Raw genomic sequence first — 2,705 nt, 5'->3', positions numbered from 1 at the left:
CATGGCCGGCTCGTTCGGCTTCGAAGCCGAACATTACGAAGCCTCGCAGCAAATGGCGGAACTGGCCTTGCTGCCGGCGGTGCGCGCGGCCAAGCCGCAGGACGTGATCGTGGCCGACGGCTTTTCCTGCCGGCACCAGATCAAGGACGGCAGCGGCCGCAAGGCGGTCCATATGGCGGTTCTGCTGCGCGATATGCTTGTGGTGGCCTGAGGCGGGCCGCGTTCAGGACGCCGCCCGCACGATCGGGTCCAAGCTCTCGGCCATAAGCTCGGCGCGCGCCGCGAGCAGGGCGCGAATGCGGGCCGGGACCTGCCGATGGGCTTTCACCCGCGCATGGGGTAGTTCGGCGATGGCCTTGCCGCCCGGATAGAGCGCCTCGTGCTCGACCCAATTGTCGAAATTGCCGCGATCGACATTGTCGACGAAGGTTTCCGCCGGAACGTTCTCGGCGAGAATCAGCGCATGATCGTCCAGTTCGACATGATAATAGGTGAAGACGGTCGGAACCCTGGTCTCGCGGACGATCGTGACGCTATTGACCAGCGCTCCGGCGTGGATCAGGGCGTCTCCGACGAAAATGGCGTGATCGGGCGAAACCAGCAGGTCGCGCGACGGCGCGGATTCGCCCAGCGCGCCCGCCTTGATGCGGATCGGCAGCACGCGGAGCGGATCGGCGAAATGCGTCGAAACGGTCCGGCGGCCGATCCAGCGCACCGGCTGCGCGCGGCCATCGGCGGTCACAACCGGGTCGCCGCGCTCCAGCGTTTCGACCGCGACTTCGCCGGTCGGCGTGCGGATCATCGTGCCCGGCATGAAACAGATGACGTTGACGCTCACCGAACCCGTCGTCACGGCCGACGGCGTCGCCGTATCGACGGCATAGACATTGTTGGGCGTGGCGCCCGTCCCGGTATAGAAGAAATTGACGTCGGCCGCCGGCCCGGTTCCGGCGGCGTTCGGCGTTCCGTTGGTCACGAAGGTTATTCCGCCGAAATCGACGAAAGGCTGTCCGTTCAGAAAGAGTTTGTTGTCGCTTCCGTCCGTGCTGGCCGCCGTCACGCCGATCACTTGCAGGGCGCCATAGGTCCCGGAAGCACTGGTCACCGTATAGGAGCCGTCGCTGTTGGCGGTATTGCTGATCGTGAGGATGATGTCGACCGCGATGGCGGGCTGGCCCGTTTTCGCATTGGCAGGAATCGTAAATTTAAGCTCTTCCTGCGCCATGGAGGGCTCCGTTCGGCAACGGCTCGACTATCAAAGGAAGCGACCTTGCGTGATTTCGGCTGATAGCGCGGGCTTTATGGCGCAGCATAAGCTTGCGGCTGTTAATATTTTGTAAGCCATAAATAACAATGACGTGGCGTTCTTTTTCTGACGCCGCTCGGACGCGGCCGCGCGAGATCGGACGACAGGCGCGCGGCGGGATTCGCGCGTCCCGGCTTGAGGAACGACACGCTTTCGCCTATCTCCAGCGGACTTTGAAGCGCGGCCGCGCTTCGCCGCCGTCCGGGGGAATTCATGTCGAACGTCGAATCGTCGCCCATCCACGCCAAAGTCGTCGTCATCGGCTCAGGCCCGGCCGGCTATACCGCCGCCATCTATGCCGCGCGCGCCATGCTGCAGCCGATGCTGATCGCGGGTTTCGACGCCGGCGGCCAATTGATGATCACGACCGACGTCGAAAATTATCCCGGCTTCGCCGAGCCGATCCAGGGGCCGTGGCTGATGGAGCAGATGCGCGCCCAGGCCGAGCATGTCGGCGCGCGGCTGGTCAGCGACCATATTTCCGATGTCGAACTGGGCCAAAGGCCGTTCCGCCTGACGGGCGATTCCGGCCAGGTCTATACCGCCGACGCGCTCATCATCGCCACCGGCGCCAAGGCGCAATGGCTGGGCGAGCCGAGCGAGGAAAAGTTCAAAGGCTTCGGCGTCTCGGCCTGCGCCACCTGCGACGGCTTCTTCTTCCGCGGCAAGAAGGTCGCGGTGGTCGGCGGCGGCAATTCGGCGGTCGAGGAGGCGCTTTATCTCTCCCATATCGCCGAAAAGGTCACGGTCATCCATCGCCGCGACAGCTTCCGCGCAGAGCGCATCTTGCAGGAACGCCTGTTCGCGCGGCCCAATGTCGAGATCCGCTGGGACAGCGCGGTGGACGAGATCCTGGGCAGCGAGGCGCCTTTGTCGGTCGAGGCCTTGCGCATCAAGAACGTCAAGACCGGCGCGACCGAGACCCTCGCGCTCGACGGCGTGTTCGTCGCCATCGGCCACAAGCCGGCGACCGAGCTTTTCGCCGGCCAGATCGCGCTGAAAAGCAATGGCTATATCAAGACCGCGCCGGATTCGACCGCGACCAATATCGAGGGCGTGTTCGCGGCCGGCGACGTCGCCGACGACAAATATCGCCAGGCGGTGACGGCGGCGGGCCTCGGCTGCATGGCGGCGCTGGAGGCCGAGCGCTGGCTGGCGGCGCAGCACGTGGTTGAACCTGTCTCTTAGCCTTTTTTTCAGGTCTTCGCCTCATAGTTGCAGACGAGCCTTTGCGCGCGGCGGCGGCGATGAGGCGAGGACGAGGAAAGAGCTATGAAACGGGGTCTGGTCATTGACGATTCGGCGGTGATCCGCATGGTCTCCGGCCGTATCCTCGGCCTGCTGCATTTCCAGAGCGTCGAGGCCGACACCGGCGACAAGGCGCTGGAATATTGCGCGA

2 protein-coding genes and 1 pseudogene are annotated in these 2,705 nt (G+C 64.4%); 2 read left to right on the top strand and 1 reads right to left on the bottom strand.

Annotated features, from left to right (window positions below; translation table 11 throughout):
• Positions 1 to 211, top strand: a pseudogene (locus tag ACE3S9_RS18055) ((Fe-S)-binding protein); the annotation flags it as partial.
• Between the two features lie 12 nt (positions 212 to 223).
• Here ACE3S9_RS18055 and ACE3S9_RS18050 read toward each other — a convergent pair.
• Positions 224 to 1,225, bottom strand: a complete 1,002-nt coding sequence (locus ACE3S9_RS18050; protein ID WP_374547862.1) for a Hint domain-containing protein — start codon at positions 1,223 to 1,225, stop codon at positions 224 to 226.
• A 294-nt stretch (positions 1,226 to 1,519) separates the two neighbouring features.
• On the opposite strand from ACE3S9_RS18050, the gene trxB reads away from it, so the two are divergent.
• Complete coding sequence (gene trxB, locus ACE3S9_RS18045; protein ID WP_374547861.1) at positions 1,520 to 2,494, top strand: thioredoxin-disulfide reductase; 975 nt, start codon at positions 1,520 to 1,522, stop codon at positions 2,492 to 2,494.
• The last annotated feature ends 211 nt before the right edge of the window (positions 2,495 to 2,705 follow it).

Origin of the sequence: Rhodoblastus sp. (assembly GCF_041915505.1) — a bacterium.
GTDB lineage: Bacteria > Pseudomonadota > Alphaproteobacteria > Rhizobiales > Beijerinckiaceae > Rhodoblastus.
This window is presented reverse-complemented; position numbering and strand designations above follow the sequence as displayed.